The sequence below is a fragment of the Adlercreutzia sp. CNCM I-6215 genome, assembly GCF_977072315.1.
Genome location: NZ_CDRVMA010000003.1, coordinates 119,211 through 136,648 on the forward strand (window position 1 = coordinate 119,211; position 17,438 = coordinate 136,648).

The following is a 17,438-nucleotide window of genomic DNA, read 5'->3' on the forward strand; positions in this document are numbered from 1 at the left end:
GGAGAAAAGGGGCGACGTGAACATGCGGAACACCACTAAAGGTTGGCTGTGCGTTTCGGGAGGCATGATAAACCTCTCCCTCTCGTACTTTTCCTATACGCTCGTTATTCTGTTTCTCCCCCTGTTGGCGGAGCAGCTTGGCTGCTCGCTTGCGCAGGCGTCTCTGATTTTTACTACGTCAGCGATTGCCAGCATGGTAGCGAGTATGTTCTTGGGGCCTATTGTGGCGGACCACAACCCTAAAGGTGTGTATCTCTTCGGTGCCGCCGGTACGGCGGTAATGTTTCTGGCGATAGCTTACGCTCCTGCCCTTGAATGGGTGCTAGCTGCGTCCATTCTGTTTGGCGTGGCCAATAAGTGCAATGGTACGCTCTCGTACCAGGTGTTGGCTACGGAGTGGTTTCGGGTGGGCAGAGGTACCGTTGCCACGATGGCCACGGTAGTGTCGGGGCTCTCGAACACTCTTCTAAGTCCGGTTGCTGGAGCTGCGGTTATGCACTTGGGGCTGAGACAAGCTGCTTTGGCGGCGGCAATGCTGCTTCTCGTGCTGACGGCGGTTGTCACGATGCTTATGATTTGCCGGGGGCCGTCATATTACGGCATGGAGCCGATCGACTTCAATTTCGTCATGGGGAAAACGAGGAAAAGGGAGCGACTGCAGAGGGTTGCGGCGTCTTACGAATTCGCCATGCCCACTTCGCGTCTTCTGAGGATCCCGCTTGTGTGGGCGCTTCTCCTCTGCCCGATGCTGATGCTTATGGCCGAGCGATTCTTCTACACCAACGAAGCGGCGATTTATGCCAGCATGGGGTTTGATGTGGCCCAAGCGTCCATCATGCTTTCGGTGGTCTATATCGGGTCGATGATCGTGGTCCCGCTATTCGGCTTTCTCAGCGATCGCTTTGGGCCGAAGAGAATATTGCTGACCTATTGCCTCATCGGGGCCGTAAACATGTTCCTCTTTCCTCTTTGGTGCCAAACAGGATTTGTTGGAGGCGCGATTCTTGCCTTCTTCTACAACGTGGGCACGGTAGGCCTCTATTTCGGCTCGGTGGTCACTACGCCCTTGTTCGGTCTGGAGAAAAGCCCAGTGCTTATCGGGTGGACCCAGGTGGTCACCTCGGCGGGCTCTGCCATTTCTCCCCCGCTGGCCGCTGCCATGTATGAGTGGTCGGGCTCCTATGTGCTTCCTTTGGCCGTGGCCGGTCTGTGCTATCTGGCGGCATTCGCCATCGCGTTCTTCTGCTTGAGCAAGAAAAGCCAAGATTACTTGGAGAAACTCGACGAACCTTATAAAAGGGATGAACTATGCAGCGAACTGAAATAGTAAGGCAAGATGACAAGAACATCATAGACCCCTTTTTGCGCCATACGAAATCGGGGCCGACCGATGTTGCGATTATCGACGGCGCTGAAGTGCTGACATACCAAGAGCTGTGGCGCTTGTCGAAATACGTTGTCCATTCGTTATGGGACTTCGGTATACGGAAGGGCGATCGAGTTGCGTATTTCCTGCCTAATGGCGTTGACCTCATCGTGCTGTATCTGGCCATTCAGGCCATGGGCGCCGTTGCGGTGCCCGTCAATTATCGTTTTACATCCGAAGAGGTAGGCTGTTTGGTCAACGCTTCGGATGCTGAGGCTCTGATCTATGCGCCAGAACACCAAAGCGTCGCCATTGATGCCCGCAAGGGCTTCGATCATGCGGTGCAGATACTCAGCAGCCAGTTTATTCGCGATGCGTTATCTGACATGCGCCAGGGAGGTCAGTCGGATTCCGCCAAGGATTTCGAGGTGTTCCAAGAGGGCGGCCCATCCCGGATTCAATTTACCGGGGGCAGCACGGGAGCGCCCAAGGGCGCCGCTCGTACCCATGCAGCGGATCTCGTCGAGATCCGCGATATCTTAGAGACCATAGGGCTTGAGGATGTCGAGCATCCCGTTGCTCTTGTTCAGGCGCCAATGGAGCATCATGGGGGGCACAGCTGGCTGCTTTCCTGTCTGAGTGCTGGCGCTGCCGTGGTGGTCGCCTCCAAGTTCGATGCCGAGGAGATACTCGGCAAAATCGAGCGATACGCCGTGACCCATATCATCTTGCTGCCCCCCAGCGTATACTGTCGTCTCTCACGCGAGGCCGCGCCCGGCGCTCGCGACCTGTCTTCGGTGCGTATTGTGCAGAGCGCCGCCGGCGCCATGACCCCCTCCATAGTGGAGGGGATATTCCAGCTGTTTCCTGCCTGCGAGATCAACTATGGTTGGGGACAAAGCGAGAGCGGCGTCGGCACTTCGATGCGATTGTCGAGGGAGGAATACGCTTCAGGCACGCCAAAAATCCATTCGGTGGGAGTGCCGATGAGATCTTTAGAAATGATGTTGCTCGATGAGAAGGGGGGAGCCTCCGATTGCGGCGAGGCCGTGGTGCGAACGCCGGCCATGATGGAGGGGTATTACGAACGGCCGGACCTTACGAGGGAAGTACTGCAAGACGGCTGGTTGAGGACAGGCGATGTCTTTGCCCGCGACGAACAGGGCCTGTACTACTTTAAGGCTCGGGTGAAGGACGTGATAAAAACAGGAGGAGAGAACGTCTACGCAAGCGAGGTGCAGGCGGTTATCCTGAGCCACCCCGAAGTGCAGGACTGCGTCGTGAAAGGTGTTCCTGATCTGGTATGGGGGGAGGCAGTGGCCGCCATCGTGCAACCGATGAAGGGAAGCGCTCTGTCGCCGAAAGCGATACAGGACTTTTGCAAAAGACACTTGGCGAGCTACAAAAAGCCGCAGAAGATAGGCCTGGTAGACGATCTGGGGAGAGACGAGTCGGGGAAAGTGGGCGCCGATCGGATGAACGAGCTTTTCTCTTTGGCGGAAAGCTGAGCACGCCTAGCGCGGTAGGATTCCACGTTCGCGGGCGTTCTCTACGGCCTCAACCCGCGAATGCGCATCCAATTTCTGAAGGGTGTTTCGGATGTGCGTTCTCACCGTGTGAACGGAAATATACAGCTGCTGGCTGATGGTCTCCGTGGTACTGCCACGCGCGATCATTTCGAGTATTTCGACTTCTCGTTCGCTGAGAACCGGCAACGCTTCGTCAGTGTCGGCTTTGGAGCGCTTGGGCCGGCACTCAAGGGCATGAATGAGGGATTGGGCGTAGGCGGGGTGCACGTCTTGGGCGACGGCAAGCTCGAGAAGCGGTTTGAGGATGTCGCCCGCAGCGATCACGCTCCGTACAATCTGCTCCTTTTCGGCCAGGGCGAGACTATACTCGATAGACCGGAGTGCCTGCTCGCGCTGTCCCAGCTTGAAATATATGCAGCCGAGAAGCGCCCGTGCGCTTAGGCACCATATCGCAGCACTGTTGGCATCGAAGAGCACCAAGCTGCGCTCCAGCTGCCGCTTCGCCATGTTCATGATGTCTTGACGGTTTGCGTCTTCAAGGGCGAATGCCAGCAGTGTTCGTTGGGCTATTATGAAGCTCATAAAGCTTGTGGTTCCCTGGAACGGGGTTTCGACGATCGATCCTTGCGGGTAGAGAACCTTTGCAGCTTCCGAGTGGTCTCCCTGCTCCAGAAGCACCTTTGCTTTTACCCCCTGGATGTAGGCGCTCCAGTTGCGCTCCGGGCGAGGTGCGGCATATTGCTCGGCCTCGTTGAGAAGCATGAGCGACGTGTCGATGTCGCTGCGCGCCGCTGCAACTTCGGCCAAACCGATATAGGCGAATGGCAAGTACTTGCCCTTTTGCGCGTTCGGAGACGGATAGAGCGCGGTGTTGAAATGGACTTCCGCCTCGTTCAGGTGGTTTCGTTCAAAGGCTATGAATCCGAGAATTGCCCGGGCGAGTCGCCGCTCGGCGTCAAGGGCATTGCTTTGCAGCTCCAGAAGGGCCAGACTGCGCTCCTCTGCCTCGATGAGCGAGCCTTGCAGGAGTAGGACCTCGATGTGCTGGGTCTCTGCAATGGCGGCGTGGCGATTGTCGTGGGCCTTGACGAATTCCGACCGTGCCTCGGCGGCACATTGGGCGGAAGAGCCGGCATCCCCGTTAAGGTAAAACCCAAAACTCTGAGACAAGAGGGCCGATCCTCTGAACCAATTGAGGTCGGTCGGAAGATTGTCGAGAGCATGCTTGCCCTCGTCTATAGCCAGGTCGGCTGATCCGCGATAGCGATAGACCAAGCTTCGTATGGCATGGGCTCTGCCAAGGGCCGGTTTGTCATCGCGGGCGAGAAAGGCCTGCTCGGCAAGGCGCAGCGGACGCTCTATATGGTCGAGGTCCTTAGAATAATAGCTTGAGAATGCCGCCGAAAGGCAGAGATCCGGCTCCTGTGCCAAGACCGAATCCGGCCAACTGAGGAATTCTCGATACCAGGTGAGGCGAGTCTTTTGAGGGCTGATGGACGGAGCGCTCTCAAGAGCATGGGAGTGGTAGCGATCGAGCAGAAGCCATCCGGCCGTCGTGTCTCCCGAGGCCATATGGTACTCAGCTGCCAAGAGGAGTTCTCCGCGCTTTTGATACCACGCGGCCGCTTTTTGCCAAAGATCCTTCTCGTGGGCGAGGTCGCTGGTGCGACTGAACTGATCTCTGAGGAAAGCACGCAGGAGTTTTGGGTAGGCGAAGGTTGTGCCCTGGTCATCCACGGGGGAGATCAGCCCACGATCCTTAAGCCAAACGATGTATTCGCCAGAATCATCAGTAGAGCGTACGGTGTCGCACAGGGGGGCGGAAAATTCGTTCAGAATGCACGTATCGAGCATAAAGGTGCGAATGCGTGAGGGCAAGGTATCGTAGATGGCGTCATTGAGCCATTCTGTGATGCGGCGATCGCGGGCGCCGATGTTGGAGACGAAGTCGTCGCGATCTTCCGGATCGATGCGTTTTATTTGCAGAAGGGCCAGATGGAGCGCCGCTGGCCATCCGCCCGTGAGATCCATGAGGCGCTCCACGGATGTCTCTTTGAGATCAATCAGATTCTCCCGGAGGAGGAGGCGCAAGTCTCCTCGCGTGAAAGCAAGGTCTAGGGCTGAAATCTCGAAAAGCTGGCTATGGGCTCGAAAAGAAGACAAGGGGAACGGAGGCGTAGATTCGCTCGAAATAATAAGGTGCAATGAAGGGGGAGCCCATCGAATGAGGGCAATAACAGCCTCATGCACCTCGGGATTGGATACGAGATGATAGTCGTTGAGTATGAGGACGTGGTCTCCAGTTATATGGGAGACCTGCTCAAGCGTCCAGGCCAGGTCAAGCGACGAAGCGCCTGGGGGAGGGTCTGATTGATAATCCTGCTTCGACAGCATAGCCAAAAGAGACGAGGCAAGCTTCTGGTAGAACATGGCCACTTCGTTGTCGGACTCGTCGACTTGGAGCCACGAGACGTGCTTGTCGGTATGGTTGGCCCAGCTTGTCAGCAGCGTTCCCTTTCCCCACCCCGACGATGCGACGCAGAGCGTGAGAGGGTATTTCGTTCCTTCGTTTAGCAGGCTTAGCAGTCTGTGACGCGGCACGATGCTTTTTGACTCAAGGGATGTTGGAGGACAACCTCCTATGTTGATAACACTCAAAGTGCTCTCCTCGCGCGACGGTGCAAGCCACCAGCTTGGTTAGTGATGATATCACGAGAACCTAGGGGAGTAGCGCAAATACCTCAAGCGATACCTCATTTGTGCGGTGACCCGACGATCGTCCATTCCTATGATCGAACAGCGAGTTGAATTCGCTCGGCAGCGCATCTGCCGAAGTATCGAGAGCTTTGATCGAAGGGGCGGATATGGCTAAGTCGGAGGAAATACCCGATTTTGGTCTCCTTCACGGTGTGAAGGTGCTTAGCACGGGCACGGTGGCGGCCGAGCCCTATGCCGCCACGCTGATGGCCGAGCACGGGGCCGATGTCGTCCAGGTTGAGAATGCGCGCAGCCCTGAGGGGATGCGGAAAAACGTCGCTTTGGAATGGGCGCAGGATGCACGGTGCAAGCGCACCATTGCTCTTGACATCCCATCGAAAGAGGGGCGGGGTGTCTTCCTTGATCTCATCCAATGGGCAGATATCTGGCTGGAGTCCTCCAAGGGGGGAACCTATAAGAAATGGGGATTCGACGACGAGTTTCTTTTGGAGCTCAACCCTGATCTCGTTATTGTGCATGTCTCGGGCTATGGGGAGATGGGAGAGCCCGACTACGTGCGTCGCCCGAGTTATGACCCGATAGCCCAGGCCTTCAGCGGGTTTATGTACATCAATAGTCCTAGAGGTACGAAGCCCATGGCGGTTTTCCCGGGCATCGGCGATTTCATTACGGCGCTTTTTGCGCTCTGGTCATCGCTGGCGGCTCTCCTGCGCGCCCGCGAGACCGGTGAGGGGGATGTTATCGACTTGTCCCAGTACGAGGCGATCTTGCGCGTTTCGGCTCAGTATCCGGCCGAGTATTTCACCAAGGGCAATCAGCTGGTCAGAAATCCGGATATTGACGGAGATGTGGGCGGTCTCGGGGTCTATGAGTGTAGGGACGGCCGGTATGTGTACGTCGCCCTGAATCCCTCTGCCTTGAAAAGCGACGGGCTTGCGCTTTTGGGATTGACGGGAGATCCCGATTTTGATCGGCAGGACGCAATCGTTGCTGGGACGGCCCGGGATGAGAAGTCGAAAAGAGCGATCGAGGACTACTGTTTGTCCCATACGGCAAGCGAGGTCGATCGTGACTTCAACAAGGTCAATATCGGCTGCTGCAAGATCATGGACTACTCGGAACTGGGAGACAATCCGCACTGCCTGAAGCGGGAAAGCATCGTCGAATGGTTCGATGACGCTTCGGGACAGATGGTGCGGGGAGTGGGCATTGTGCCCCGAGTGGAGCGAAGGCCCGGCCACGTTTGGCGCGGCGCCCCCCGCTTGGGCCAGGACAACGAGGATATCTTGGAGGAGTTGGGCTACTCCTCTGCGGATATAGAAAAGCTATACGCCGAGGGCGTCATTGTGCGCGACTAGCAGGTTGCATGCGAGGCGCCCCCCAGGGCGTCGTTCTACCGCAAAGCTAGTGCCCGTTTTCGGAAGGAGATGCTAAACGCGCAATTGTTCATAGATGTATTGAAAGGAGGAAGCATGATTGAGATTCCCGAAAGTGTGGAGACATGGGAAGAAACCGAGAAGACCATCGGGGAGACCCTGCCTGTGATTTACGGGGCAGACGCGGCGACCCTTGGATGGATTCGCCAATGGAATGAGGTGATCGAAGCTGATTGTCCTCTCTATTATGACGAAGAGTTGGCGCAGCGGCTGGGATACAAGACCATCCCGGCACCTGCCGGCATGGCCATGGCGGTGGGTACGGCCTCATGGTGGGAGCCCGGGGTGGAAGAGGGTCGCGTCGGGCCGCTGTATCCCCTCGCAATGCCCATGCTCGTTCCCACTCCTCGGCACTCGCTTGGCTTTGCGACAGACACCGAAGTAGAGTTTCTGCGTCCCCTCTATCCGGGGGACACTCTTCGCCAAGTCGGGCGGTTGGTGAGCGTGACCCGAAAGCGTCTTAAGGTTGGCGACGGCGCTTTCTTCACTGTGGAAATTGAGTTTATCAACCAGAACGATGAGACTGTCGCCATTCAGCGTGTTACGACCTGGTCGGGCAATCCTGTTGAGGAGGGTGAGTAGTTATGGCGAAGTGGGACGAGCAGCTGACTTTTGAGGAGGTCAAGGTGGGGGATGAGCTTCCCGAACTGGCCCTTCCTCTCACAGTGCAGCGTCTTGTGATGGAGGCCGCAGCGAATCGCGACTTTGTGCCGTTGCATCATGATGATGCCGCGGCTCAGAGGACGGGAGCGCCGGCCATGTTCGCCAACACGTGGTACTACATGGCTCTCAGCGAGAGGCATTTGCGCGAGTGGGTTGGACTTGAAGGCGAGATTCTCAAGATCGGGCCGTTCCGCATGGGCAAATTCGCTTGTCCGGGCGTTGACTTGCATTGCGGTGCGCGCGTTGTGGAGAAAAGGGAGGAAAACGGAAAGAACGTCGTCGAGCTTGATATTTGGCAAGACGACGGCACCGATAAAAACATGTGGGGCAAAGCGTTGGTCGCCTTGCCTGCAAAGCAATCGTAATCAGGGGAAAGGTACGATTCAACTATGTCGAATACAGTAAAAGGGTGGCTTTGCGCCATAGCGGGCATGGTGACCATGGGCGTGTCCCATCTGTGTTACTCGATCATCATCATCTTGATGGCATCGATGGTTGCCGCCGTCGGGTGCTCTGCGGCAGAAGGTGCGCTCATCTTCAGCATTACGGCCATCGGCTCTCTGGTGGCATCGCTTTTCATTGGGTCTCTGCTCAAGGTGCTCAAGACGAAGTACGTCTATGTCATTGGCGGAATTCTCCAGGGCGCGCTGCTGGTGACCATGGGGTATTCCACCAATCTCATGCTCGTCTACGTCATGGCATTTTTGTTTGGCATCGGCAACAAGTTCTGCGGTGCGATGACTCATCAGATTAACGTTACCAACTGGTTTGCCTCTGGGCGCGGGACCATCTCCTCTATGGGAACTTTGGTATCGGGCCTGATTAACGCGATTATGGCCACGGTTACCGGCGTGCTTAGCTCGATGTTCGGGTACCAGACTTACTCGCTGATCGCCGGATTCGTTCTCGCAGGCATTATTGTGGTGCTGGGTCTGCTGTTCGTGTGCGATGCTCCCGAGAAATATGGCATGCAGCAAATTGTGCTGAAGGAGAAGGAGGGCAAAAAGACCCGGACGATTGGGGCGGATTCGAAGGTGTACGAGACGGCTATGCCCATCTCGAAGCTGCTGCGCCAGCCGCTTCTGTGGGCCGTGCTGGTGTGCCCCTTCCTCATGCAGTTCGCCTGCACCATCTATTACAGCAACCAGTCGCTCGTGCTGGGTTCTATGGGCCTGGACGTTGTGCAGATCTCCTATTGCGTGTCGATAGTGAGTATTTCTCAGATGATTCTGGTGCCGTTGTTCGGCGTGCTGTCCGATGTTATCAGCGCTCGCAAGACGCTCATTATCTATTGCGTTGTGGGCGCGGCCAACATGTTCCTCTTCAGTTTGACGTCGCAGATGGGTCTTATCGGCGGCATGATCATTGCCTTCTTCTATAACGCGGGCATGGTCAACCTGTACTTCGGCGCTGTTGTGGCTACGCCTCTGTTCGGCGTGAACAAGTCCGCCACCATCACCGGTTGGTGCAATGCCTCTGTGTCCGTGGCGGCCATGATCGCTCCGGTGTTTGCGGCGGGGCTGTACGGGGCAACGGGCTCTTTCGTTTTGCCGCTGGCCATTGCTGGCTGCTGCTTCACGGTGGTCGTCATTCTTGCCGCCATCGGTATGAGCAGCAAAGCGCGCAAGCATTTGGAGGCAGCCGATAAGCCCTACAAAGAGGCTGAGGCGATTGCAGAGGCGGTTGCTGCTTAGAAGCATTGGCCTATCCGTTCAATTAAAGGAGAGAAAATGGCAAAAGCAAATGATGTACCTCAGTTCGGCCTGCTCAATGGTCTCAAGGTTCTCAGCTGTGGGCAAGTGACCGCAGAGCCCCACGCGACGTCTCTGATGGCGGAGCACGGAGCGGATGTCATTCATGTCGAGAACTGCAAGTCACCCGAGATGACGCGTGGCTTTGCAATCTCATTCGCTCAGGAGAACCGCAATAAGCGAAATCTCGCTATGAACGTTCCCGAGTCAAAGGATGTGTTCGACAAATTGCTTCAGTGGGCTGACGTGTGGATCGAGTCCTCGAAGCCCGGCATGTATGACAAGTGGGGCTACACCGACGAACATGTGCTCGAGCTGAACCCGAAGTTGGTGGTTGTTCACGTTTCCGGTTACGGTCATTTCGGTGATCCGGATTACGTGCCGCGTCCCAGCATGGACGTGATCGGTCAGGCGTTTTCGGGCCTTATGGCGTTGAACGGCGAGAAAGAGCCGTCGGCTCCTCTGGTGAGCAAGCCCGGCATCTGCGACTATCTTACAGGTCTCTATGCGATGTGGGCGGCGCTCATGGGCGTCTACCATGCCCAGAAGACGGGCGAGGGCGATGTGATCGACGTCTCGCAATACGAGTCCTGCCTGAGAGTGCAGGGCTATGGGCCCCTTATGTACACAACGACGGGCGAGCAGTTGAAGCGCACGGGCAACAAAGAGGCCACCTACGCCGGCATCGATGTATTCGAGTGCAAGGACGGCAACTACTGCGTCGTTCAGGTGTCCGGTCGTCCGGCGGCAAAAGCCATTGCCGCGTTGCTCGGCCTTGACGACGAGGAGCACTTCATTGAGGGTCGTCCGACGTTGAATGGTACGCCGCAAGGAGATCGCCTCGATGGGGCTATCAAGGCGTTCTGCCTTGAGCGCACGCCTGATGAGGTTGAGACGCAGCTGAAGGCTATCGGCGTCGCATGCGCGCCCATCAACAACTACGAGATGCTCATGAGCAATCCCCATGTGATCGCGCGCAACGACTTTGTCGAGTGGTACGACGAGGCGAGCGAGCAGACACTGAAGGGCGTGGCCGTGCTGCCCCCCGTGAAGAACAATCCTGGCCAGATTTGGCGTGGCGCTCCGAAACTGGGTCAAGACAATGAGGACATTCTGGAAGAGCTCGGATACTCGAACGAAGAGATCGAGGCAATGTATGCCGAGGGAAAGATTGGAAAGGCGGAATAATTACATGGATTTTTCGTTCACTGAAGAGCAGGAGCTGTTGGCCGAGAACTTGGTGGAGTTCATGGATCGAGAGTATCCTGAAAGCCTTATTAAGGAATGCGATGAGCAGAAGATATTCCCTGTAGAGGCGAATAAGAAGTTCTATGAGGCGGGATTCGGAGCCATCGGCGTTCCGGAGGAGCTGGGCGGCGTTCCTGCAGATATGGTGACGATGTGTCTGGTCACTTCCATTGTGTATCGCTACTCCTGGGCCGGATGCACCTATAGCCCCCTGTCTATCATGAATGCCGCCGATAAGGCGAGTCCGGAAATTCGCACGGAGATGCTCGAGGGTCTTATGAGCGGCGAGAAGCGTCACTCTTTCGGCAATACAGAGCCGGGAGCCGGTTCGGATGCCGCCGGCATCAAGACGTCCTACAAGAAGGTCGACGGAGGTTATGTCATCAACGGGCATAAGATCTACAACACTTATGCCAGCTGTTCCGATTACAACATCATCACCGCAAAGGATCCCGAGATTGATGATCCTTACAAGGCGGTTACGCTGTTTGCGATTCCCAACCCGACGCCGGGCATGACTATTGTGGATTTGCCGACCATCGGGCAATGGCTTGAGCCTACTTGCGAGACGTTCCTGGAGGATTGCTTCATTCCCGATAAGTATCTGTATGGCAAGGAGCATGGCGGCTGGGTCCAGCTTATGAAGCACTTCGAGGCAGAGCGCCTTCTTTGCGCGGCCATGTACCTCGGTCAGGCCGAGACGGCGTTCGCCGATCTTTGCGCCTACGCCAATTCACGCATTCAGTTCGGTCAGCCTATTGGCAAGTTCCAGCTCATTCAGGAAAAGGTGTGCCGCGACAAGATCATTCTTGAGAGCATGCGCAATATGGTGTTCCGTACTGCTTGGGAGTACGACCAGGGCAAGTCTATCCGCATCGATGCGAATATTTGCAAGCTGCTCTGCACTGAAGGCAATTGGCAGATTTGCGACGATGGCATCCAGATCCTTGGCGGTCTGGGCTATTGCACCGACCATCGTATGCAGCGTTTGTGGCGCGATGCCCGTGTCGGCCGCATCGGTGCCGGTTCGAGCGAGATTCTCACGAAGACCATCGCCAAGGACGTGCTTCGCGAGGCTGGCCAATATGGCGGCGGCACGCGCGCGTTGGGTATCTAGGAGGGCACATGCGTATTGTAGTTGCAGTTAAGATTCTGCCGGATAGCAAAGATCTTCGTGCTGGCAATGACGGTGCTCTTGATTTCAGCCATGCTCGCAATGTCGTGTCTGAGTATGATCTGAATGCCATTGAGGCCGCGGCTCAGCTTGCTGCCTCCCAAGAAGGATCGACGGTAAAGGTTCTTTCGGTGGGCCCGGCGTCTATTGACGAGTCGAAGGTAAAGAAGAACATTCTATCTCGTGGCGTTGACGAGCTCTACTTTGCCACGAACGACGCTCTGGAGCATGCGGATGCGCGAGCGACTGCGCAGGCGCTTTCGCTGGCCCTGCAAGACGTTGGTGGCTGGGATGTTGTGATCTGCGGCGATGGATCCGATGATTTCTACGCAAAGCAGGTCGATGCGCAGCTTGCTGCGACCCTTAACGTCCCCTGCGTGAATGGCGCGACTCTTTTGCAGGCAGGAGACGGCTGTATCGTGGTCGAGCGCGTGCTCGAGGATGTGGTGGAGACGGTGGAGGTGCCTCTGCCCGCCGTCATCTCGGTGCAGCCATCGGTTGCCGTTCCTCGGACTCCGTCCATGAAGGACATTCTAGCAGCAGGAAAGAAGCCGATGCACGTAGCGCCGTTGGACGTGGCTTCCGAAGAGACGGTCGAGTGGGTTGAGTGCAAAGTGCCTGAGCCGACGCCGCGCAAGAAGCAGATCTGCCACGTCAGCGACGAGGGCGCCATTGCGAGTTTTGCTGCCAGCCTCAAAGCCGCGCTCTAGAAAGGGGAGAAACGTTGAAAGTGTTAGTTTTAGCTGAGCGTCCGGGTGCGGCAGAAGAGCTTTGCGCCGGTGCGAGGGCCATGGGTGCCGATGAGGTTGCCCTGGTGGCTTTCGGCGACATGGAGATGCCGCCCTCATGCGCTGATCTTATCTATCGCGTGACGGTTCCGGAGGGGCTTTCGCTCGATAACGCCACGGCGACGGTCAATGCGATCTTCGATCATGTACGGCCGGATGTGGTGCTGGTAGAGCCTACGCGTCATATGCGCATTCTTGCTGGCGCCCTTGCGTTCCACGGCGGCACCAGCGCTATTGCCGACGTGATGGAGCTTGACGGCGATGTGGCCTCCAGCATGTATTATGGAGGAGCCGCTATCCTAAAGCGAAAGCCCGGCAAGACCGCCATCTATCTGATGCAGCCAGGTGCTTTCGGCGATAGCGTTGCAGCATCGGGCGCCAATCAGGAAGAACCTTTTGCGTGGGTTGATCCGGGTGCCACAGTTAAGGTGCTATCGAGCGAGCCCATCGAGAAGAGCGGGGTCGACTTGCAGAAGGCCGATGTCGTCGTTGCCGCCGGAAGAGGTTTTGGACTCGAGTCCGATCTTGATATGGCCCGAGCGCTCTGTGACAAGCTGGAGGCTGGTTTGGGCTGCACGCGTCCTTTGGCCGAGGATATGAAGTGGCTGCCGCGGGAGACGTACATCGGTGTCTCTGGGCTCATGCTTGCTCCTAAGGTGTATGTTGCAGCAGGGCTTTCGGGCCAGATGCAGCATATGGTCGGTTGCGATCGAGCCGGAACCATCTTTGCTATAAACAAGGATGCCGATGCTGCCGTATTCGATCAGTGCGACTATGGCATTGTTGGTGACATTCAGACGGTTCTTCCTTTGCTGGTGAACGAGCTTTAGAAAGAACGGTAGACGTCGAAATGGGGAAGTGCCCCTGGTTTATGCCGGGGCACTTCTTCGGTTTTGGGCCGCTTTCTCTGGTATAGAGGTTCGCAATGTCGAGCAACCGGGTGTTCGCCTGTCAACGAAAAGGGGCAGCCTTGAGGCTGCCCCTGGAGTAAGGGAATCGTGGATCCCTGTCGTTGGCTGCTCAGGTGCGGGCGAGCGTGCCTCCGCTGTGGCTTAGCGCTGGCCGAACAGGTCGTCCAGGTTCAGGCCGTTGCCGTAGCCATCGCCGTAGCCGTACCCGTTGCCGCCGTCCTGGCCGTAGCCGTCGCCGTAGCCCCAGCCGTAACCGTAGTCGTTACCGTCGCCGTAGCCCCAGTCAAAGTCCTGACCCTGCTCGGGCATCTGCTGCTCCTGCTGGGCCTTCTGCTCGGCAGCCGCTTTCTGGCTGGCGGCGTCGTCGCCCAGGGTGACGGAAATCTCCTGCTCCTGGCCGTTGCGGTTCACCGTCAGCTTCACGGTGTCGCCGGGGTTCTTGCCGCGCACGGCCAGCATGAGGTCGGAGGCACCTTCCACCGACTCGCCGTCCAGGGCCGTGATGATGTCGCCCTCCTGGAGGCCGGCCGCCTCGGCGCCGGAGCCCTGGGAGACGGCGGCCACGTAGGCGCCGGACTCGGCCGCGAGGCCGTAGCTGGCAGCCGCCTGGTCGTTCACCGTGGACAGGCTCACGCCGAGCTGGGCGTGGGTCGGGGTCTCGCCGGCGATGATCTGCTGGGCGAGGTTCACCGCGTAGTTCACGGGGATGGCGAACCCGACGCCGGAGTAGTTGCCCGAATACGAGGTGATCAGCGTGTTGATACCGATGAGCTTGCCCTCGTCATCCACGAGCGCGCCACCGGAGTTGCCAGGGTTGATGGCCGCGTCGGTCTGGATCATGTTCGGATAGATAGTGGTCTCGCCGCTGCCGCCGGACTGCATCGACTCGCTCGCGTCCATGATCTGCGAGCGGCTCGTGGCGGACACGATGCCCGTGGCCACCGACTGCTCGAGCCCGAAGGGAGCGCCCAGGGTCATGACCCACTCGCCGACGGTCAGGTTGTCCGAATCGCCGATCTCCATGGGGGTGAGGCCGCTGGCGTCCTTGGCCTTCAACACCGCCACGTCGGAGGAGGGGTCGGTGCCCACCAGCTCGGCGTCGTAGGTGTTGCCGGCGATGGTCACCTTGTAGGCGCTGCCGCCGTCGACCACGTGGTTGTTGGTGATGAGGTAGCCGTCCTCGGTCATCACGACGCCCGAGCCGGTACCCAAGCCCTGGAGCTGGCCGCCCGCATCGGCGTAAGTCTCCACGTATACCACGGACGGCAGGCACTTGGCGGCCACGGCCTCAGCCAGGGTCGCGTCATCGTTGGTGTTGATGACAGTCTGGGTAGCGGAAGGGGTGCCCGTGGCCTCGGCGGTGGCGGGGTCGATGATGGCGCCCTGCACGCCGAACGCGAGCATGCAGGCGAGCGCGGCGCCGGCGAATCCGGTGAGGAAGGAGCGGCGGCCGAACTTCGGCTTGGCGGCGGCGGTGTTCTCGACGCTGGCGGCCACAGAGCCGTCGATGTCGAACTCGTAGGTCTGGTTCGCGGCGGAGTCGACGGCGTTGTCACGGAAGGAATGCTTGCCGAAGGGGTTCGGGGTGGTGTTCAAGTTGGTCATTGGTGATCTCCTTCTGAAAGGGGGTCGGTCATGTGCTGGGGTGCACACTATCACGGCCCAGCACGTCCCAATGACCTCGGCAACCCCTAATCACGACCGGCCCACGCAGATACACCAACGGGAGTAGTCCCCGCGGATTATGGGGAAGCCTCGAATGCACAAAACAGGGTACTTCTCGTAGGATTTTGTGCCGGGAGGGCTTGAACCGTTTGGCGTGAACAGGGAAAACTTTTCGCATTTGTCGCCAATAGCTACGAGAAATGGCTCATTTTGCACATTTCGGATCGATGGTGCTTTTAGGCGCTCTTCTTCCAGTGTGATGCGCCCGATGCGGGCGGCCGGGTCATGACCGCGCTCGTAGAGCCGCAGGTTCTGGTTGCGCGTGGTGTCGCGCCAAGGCTTTAGACGGCTTGGCGGTGCGCGTCGGCTGGTGCACCAAGCGGCGCGCCCCTCCGCCGGCTTCTAATACTTCTCAACGAGATCGATGAGTTCCTGCTTGGAATGCAGGCAGGTCTTCTCCAAAATGCGGCGGGTGTGGGTGCGGATGGTGGATTCCGAGACGAAGAGCGCTTCGGCGATGACCTTTGCGGAGCGGCCGCGGGCGAGGTAGGGGAGCACCTCGGCCTCGCGACGAGTGAGGCCGTAGTCGTCGGCGAGGAGCGCGAAGACGACCTCTTCGCTGTTAATAGCTTCGGCCCCATCGATCTCGGCGGTCGCAGAAGTGCTGATGGACTCCGCAACGGGAGAGGTGCTGGCAGGGTCGGCAGCTGCTTTGTCGGTTGCCTTGACGGCTGTTGGGGCAGCTAAGACCGACGATGGATCTGAGACGCTCGAATGCGGATTCGCGTTGCCGTCGCCGGTCGCCTCGCCAATCGCCATTCTCCCTTCTGCCTCCTCGCCCGGAACCGAGCGTTTGGCGTTGTGCCAGAGAAACCATAGCAGGATGACGAGCAGATACACCGCTCCGATGCACACGCCCACTACAGCGTAGCCAGCCACTTCGGGGAGGAGCATGATCAGATACCCGATGCCGATGCCCACGAGCCGTGCGAGAATGGACAGCGCCCTCACCAGGCCCCCTATAACGAAGCCCGATACGGCGTAATCGTAGGCAGCTGTGGCTACCAGGTACCAGATGACCACGTCGAAGACCCCATGTACGGCGCTCATGATTGCGTTCAGCACCACGGGGTGAACATTCCAGAAAAACGGCAGCGCCGCGAACAGCACGATGGCGATGGGGATAAGCAGTTGGTAGACAAGCGACAGGTTTACTCGCCGCTGCAAGGCAACCGTGAAGGCCAAAAGAAGCACTGCAACGACGAAATTCAGCACCAGGGGCAGTTCATGGGCCGTGCTCGCGGAGTTCACGCTGAGCACGGCGGTCTCCCACATAAAGCCGAACAGGCAGGAGAAAACGAGGGCGGCGATGATGAGCGGCACGAGGGTGGTGAGAGCCGCCAGGTAGCGCTGAGACTCGGTTCGGTGGGGCGCGAGGAGGACCGACGGCTGGCTGCTCTCGGTACGGCAGCGCTTCAGGCAGAGAACCGAGGCTATTGGCAGGGGAGCCATGAGCGCAAGGGGCGGAAAGGGAGTGAGGGCCGCGAGGGAGTCGACGGCGAGAAAGATGATGGTGGTGAGCAAGAACGACGCCGGGGCATACAGGGCCGTGCGCGAGGGATGCACGCGTCCGAGCACGTCCGCCCAGCTCCCCCATAGGTAGCCGAAGCCGACGCCGCATAGCGTCGAGCCGATCACGAGCGATGCGGAAAGCGCTGGGCCGGCAAACCATATGCCGGCGCCGCCGATAGCCGCGATGCCGACAAGGATGCATCCGCAGAAGGGCCACGGCGAGAGTTTCGCCAGATTTTCCGGCGCCCGCTCTACAAGGGCCGACACGCCTAAGAGCACGGTCATGTTTGCCAAAAACGATACGACGACGATCAACGTATTGTACTGGGGCGTGTCCGCCGCGCCGGTGAGCAGGATGGAGCTGCGGAAGGTGAGCATGCTGCAGGCCCAGAAAAACGCGAGGCCGAGATAGCACAGGTGCAGAAAGCGGGGAAGCGGCTCGATAGCGGCCGATGGTGCATCGCGGACTGCTGTCACGGCCCTGCTCCTCCTTCTCCATTGCCAGTGTGAACTGGGCGTTTCCCTGTCGCGTCCTCTATTATGACTGACTTGCGTCTCGATAAATCATCAGAAACTGATGATATGGCGCATAGCCGACGATTCTAGCATGGAGCGCC

13 protein-coding genes and 1 pseudogene are annotated in these 17,438 nt (G+C 58.2%); 10 read left to right on the top strand and 4 right to left on the bottom strand.

All coding sequences use genetic code 11. From position 1 onward, the window contains the following. The first annotated feature begins 22 nt into the window (after positions 1 to 22). Both ACW4LP_RS03455 and ACW4LP_RS03460 read left to right on the top strand, forming a co-directional pair. Positions 23 to 1,327: an MFS transporter gene (locus tag ACW4LP_RS03455; RefSeq protein WP_227069950.1), complete on the top strand. Its 1,305-nt coding sequence runs from the start codon at positions 23 to 25 to the stop codon at positions 1,325 to 1,327. Next, positions 1,309 to 2,874 (top strand): class I adenylate-forming enzyme family protein, encoded by a 1,566-nt coding sequence (locus ACW4LP_RS03460; protein WP_114538668.1) that lies wholly within the window; start codon positions 1,309 to 1,311, stop codon positions 2,872 to 2,874. The genes ACW4LP_RS03455 and ACW4LP_RS03460 overlap by 19 nt, the downstream gene beginning before the upstream one ends. Positions 2,875 to 2,880: 6 nt before the next feature. Here ACW4LP_RS03460 and ACW4LP_RS03465 read toward each other — a convergent pair whose 3' ends face one another. Both ACW4LP_RS03465 and ACW4LP_RS03470 read right to left on the bottom strand, forming a co-directional pair. Beyond that, positions 2,881 to 3,042, bottom strand: a complete 162-nt coding sequence (locus tag ACW4LP_RS03465) for a response regulator transcription factor (RefSeq protein ID WP_371317473.1) — start codon at positions 3,040 to 3,042, stop codon at positions 2,881 to 2,883. Positions 3,043 to 3,189: 147 nt separating this feature from the next. Continuing rightward, a pseudogene (locus ACW4LP_RS03470) lies at positions 3,190 to 5,325 on the bottom strand (hypothetical protein); the annotation flags it as partial. Positions 5,326 to 5,759: 434 nt separating this feature from the next. Here ACW4LP_RS03470 and ACW4LP_RS03475 point away from each other — a divergent pair. The 8 genes from ACW4LP_RS03475 to ACW4LP_RS03510 all read left to right on the top strand — a co-directional run bounded on the left by ACW4LP_RS03475 (position 5,760) and on the right by ACW4LP_RS03510 (position 13,503). After that, on the top strand, positions 5,760 to 6,971 hold the full coding sequence (locus tag ACW4LP_RS03475; protein ID WP_114538670.1) for a CaiB/BaiF CoA transferase family protein: 1,212 nt from the start codon (positions 5,760 to 5,762) through the stop codon (positions 6,969 to 6,971). Positions 6,972 to 7,085: 114 nt separating this feature from the next. After that, the gene (locus ACW4LP_RS03480; protein WP_181815484.1) at positions 7,086 to 7,631 is read left to right on the top strand and encodes a MaoC family dehydratase; all 546 of its coding nucleotides are present in this window, start codon (positions 7,086 to 7,088) and stop codon (positions 7,629 to 7,631) included. A gap of 2 nt (positions 7,632 to 7,633) precedes the next feature. Further along, on the top strand, positions 7,634 to 8,077 hold the full coding sequence (locus ACW4LP_RS03485; protein ID WP_114538672.1) for a hotdog family protein: 444 nt from the start codon (positions 7,634 to 7,636) through the stop codon (positions 8,075 to 8,077). A gap of 24 nt (positions 8,078 to 8,101) precedes the next feature. Continuing rightward, complete coding sequence (locus tag ACW4LP_RS03490; RefSeq protein ID WP_114538673.1) at positions 8,102 to 9,406, top strand: MFS transporter; 1,305 nt, start codon at positions 8,102 to 8,104, stop codon at positions 9,404 to 9,406. A gap of 36 nt (positions 9,407 to 9,442) precedes the next feature. Continuing rightward, positions 9,443 to 10,651, top strand: coding sequence for a CaiB/BaiF CoA transferase family protein (locus tag ACW4LP_RS03495; protein ID WP_114538674.1), 1,209 nt, complete (start codon positions 9,443 to 9,445; stop codon positions 10,649 to 10,651). 4 nt (positions 10,652 to 10,655) lie between these two features. Further along, positions 10,656 to 11,828 (top strand): acyl-CoA dehydrogenase family protein, encoded by a 1,173-nt coding sequence (locus tag ACW4LP_RS03500; RefSeq protein WP_173111560.1) that lies wholly within the window; start codon positions 10,656 to 10,658, stop codon positions 11,826 to 11,828. Positions 11,829 to 11,836: 8 nt separating this feature from the next. After that, positions 11,837 to 12,595, top strand: coding sequence for an adenine nucleotide alpha hydrolase family protein (locus ACW4LP_RS03505; RefSeq protein ID WP_114538676.1), 759 nt, complete (start codon positions 11,837 to 11,839; stop codon positions 12,593 to 12,595). Between the two features lie 14 nt (positions 12,596 to 12,609). Beyond that, a complete protein-coding gene (locus tag ACW4LP_RS03510; protein ID WP_114538677.1) occupies positions 12,610 to 13,503 on the top strand; it encodes an electron transfer flavoprotein subunit alpha/FixB family protein in 894 nt (297 codons plus the stop codon). A 222-nt stretch (positions 13,504 to 13,725) separates the two neighbouring features. Here the strand turns inward: ACW4LP_RS03510 and ACW4LP_RS03515 are convergent, their stop codons facing one another. Then, a complete protein-coding gene (locus ACW4LP_RS03515; RefSeq protein WP_181815483.1) occupies positions 13,726 to 15,189 on the bottom strand; it encodes a S1C family serine protease in 1,464 nt (487 codons plus the stop codon). 462 nt (positions 15,190 to 15,651) lie between these two features. Then, positions 15,652 to 17,298: a helix-turn-helix domain-containing protein gene (locus ACW4LP_RS03520; protein ID WP_227069861.1), complete on the bottom strand. Its 1,647-nt coding sequence runs from the start codon at positions 17,296 to 17,298 to the stop codon at positions 15,652 to 15,654. Positions 17,299 to 17,438 lie beyond the last annotated feature (140 nt).